The 2413-nt window shown below is 39.4% G+C and carries 3 protein-coding genes; 2 read left to right on the top strand and 1 reads right to left on the bottom strand.

All coding sequences use genetic code 11. From position 1 onward, the window contains the following. On the bottom strand, positions 1-263 hold a 263-nt coding region (locus tag L2764_RS26760), incomplete at its 3' end, for a hypothetical protein (RefSeq protein WP_248943379.1). Between the two features lie 136 nt (positions 264-399). On the opposite strand from L2764_RS26760, the gene L2764_RS26755 reads away from it, so the two are divergent. After that, the gene (locus L2764_RS26755; RefSeq protein WP_248943378.1) at positions 400-1377 is read left to right on the top strand and encodes a transposase; all 978 of its coding nucleotides are present in this window, start codon (positions 400-402) and stop codon (positions 1375-1377) included. Between the two features lie 186 nt (positions 1378-1563). Beyond that, complete coding sequence (locus L2764_RS26750) at positions 1564-1956, top strand: hypothetical protein (RefSeq protein ID WP_248943377.1); 393 nt, start codon at positions 1564-1566, stop codon at positions 1954-1956. The last annotated feature ends 457 nt before the right edge of the window (positions 1957-2413 follow it).

Here is a 2413-nt window from a genome sequence, read left to right as displayed (position 1 = left end):
GCCTTTTCCCACGAGCCAGTACCTTGATAATATAAAGACTCTGAAGTGCCAGCATAAATAACACCATCTACATCAGTAAAGCAATTCACTCTATCTTCATGGAAATTAGTGGCTTTATACCACTCCCCACCACTTTGGTAATAAATTCCATCAGAAGTACCTGCATTATAAGTACCATATAAATTGGCTATACAGTACACATCAACACCTGATGGAAAGTTTGTTGCGATCTTCCAACTACCACTTAAATAATAAATTGCCATTTTCATACCTTTGATTAAAATTGATTGTTTTATATTGTAACTATGAATTTAAGTGACTTTATAGACACCCTTAATTAGTGGCACTCCTACTATTTTCTTACTAAGCTTGATTGAAGGGCTGTAGAGGGAGCTTGTTATGCCACGTCCAAGAAGGTGCTTAATTAGTATTGAAGCTACGCCATATTATCATTGTTGTAGTCGTGTAGTACGGCGGGCGTATTTATGTGGAGATGATCACTATACAGGTAAGAATTACGATCATCGCCGTGGTTGGGTAGAATTTCAATTACTTAAATTAGCAGATATTTTTGCCATTGATGTTGCGGCGTTTGCAGTGATGAGCAATCATTTGCATGTGGTGCTTTATATTGATGTTAATAAAGCGAATGCTTGGTCAGATAGGGAAGTGATTGAACAGTGGCATCGATTATTTAATGGCACACAGATAACGCAACAGTTTGCTGAAGGTGAAGTGATTGAAGCACATCAAGTCACTCAATTAAAACATCAAATTGCGACATATCGTTCACGGCTAAGTGACATAAGCTGGTTTATGCGATGTTTGAATGAACCGATAGCACGACAAGCAAATATAGAAGATAATTGTACAGGTCACTTCTGGGAAGGCCGCTTTAAAAGCCAAGCCTTACTTGATGAAGCAGCAGTGTTAGCTTGTATGGCCTATGTTGAACTCAATCCTATTCGTGCCAATATGGCAAGTACACCAGAGAATTCCGAGCATACTAGCCTTAAACTACGTATTGAAGCTGCGTTAACGGGTAAGCAGCCTAAGCAGTTGTTGCCTTTTATTGGTAATGAGAAAAAACATCAACCCAAAGGTATTACTTTTGAATTAAAAAGCTACCTTGAACTTGTAGATGAAACAGGCCGAATTATTCGAGATGACAAGCGGGGGGCGATATCTTCGAATGCAGAGCAGATATTGAATAGACTCAATATACCCGTTGAAAATTGGCTAAAAATCATCACAGAGTTTGGGGCATTGTTTCATGGCCCTGTAGGTACGTTGCAAGAACTCAGTCGCTATTGTGAGCACTTAGATAAACGACGACGGCATTTTTCCAAATGTTGCCAGTATATGCCGCTAGGCTAGAGCCCAGCTTGTATTTCAAGACCAGAAAGCTCAATTAATCAACTGAGTCGGTACTTTACACTTCAAATTTCACTCATTCCGCTAATATCACTCATTTTTCAAGCTCAGCAGCAGGAATTATATTAAAAACAGTTTAAGCCATGATTTGATAGATGCTAAGCGTTGATTTCTGATGGGAATCTCGGTATGTTACTGATTAATAATGACTGGCTACCATTGTCTTGTTTAGGGGAGATCAGCACCAAAGTGAATGTCTTTTGGCCTGAAAGTGAGTTTGACGAGTGGCAGCAAGAAGGGCGTTGGTTAGTGGGTCGTAAAGGCGACAGCTACCTTGCCATATTTAGGGATTGCACTGACAAAGTGAATGATATTTATACTTGTAAAGGTGATAGAGGCCGACAAATGTGGGGCAGCTATGTCGGCAACGCCAATACCCATGGTAGTTACAGCGCGTTTGTTGATGCTATTCGTTCATCGAGTTATAAAGAAAGTTACACCTGGAATTGGAAACAGTGGCAATTTCAATATTATGGCCGCATCACCGTGGGGGATAAAAGCCTCAACTATACGTGGAAATAGCGCATGATACTTCGAAATAGAAAGCCTTTAGCTATAAGGAGCCTTCAGCTATAAAGGAGTCTTCAGCCAGTAAAGAGCCTCAACTATGCCTTAGTCATAACAGTCATACTTGAAAGAGCCGTTATCGCTTGGTGTGATAACGGCTCGATTTATTGGACATGTTAGCTTAAAACCAAAATCGAAAAGCCACGGGTATATTTCTTATTTGTATTCTGCTCCTTTTTACTTTCTGGTTTGGTCGTGACTATCGCTTTCCTCTCCCCATAAAACCATCTTAGACATTAGTAGTGATTAGCGGTAAAAACATACTTTTAATAGATATTTCAATTGCAAGTATATCCGTAATCGCTATTATCCAACCTCTTTCAAACTAGTCGTTAACACTTGTTGCAACTGGTTGGTTTATAATATTGACAGGAATAATGATGAAACCCTTGTGGAATGCTTTTTTGTTACT

Source organism: Shewanella surugensis (genome assembly GCF_023284005.1).
In the GTDB taxonomy this organism is placed as follows: domain Bacteria; phylum Pseudomonadota; class Gammaproteobacteria; order Enterobacterales; family Shewanellaceae; genus Shewanella; species Shewanella surugensis.
The sequence above is the reverse complement of the archived record's forward strand: the minus strand, read 5'-3'. Positions and strand labels throughout refer to the sequence as shown.

What these genes read in the sequence shown, in the direction of transcription:
- L2764_RS26755 (WP_248943378.1), top strand. Translation starts at nt 400, where the DNA reads ATGCCACGTCCAAGAAGGTGCTTAATTAGTATTGAAGCTACGCCATAT.
- L2764_RS26750 (WP_248943377.1), top strand. Translation starts at nt 1,564, where the DNA reads ATGTTACTGATTAATAATGACTGGCTACCATTGTCTTGTTTAGGGGAG.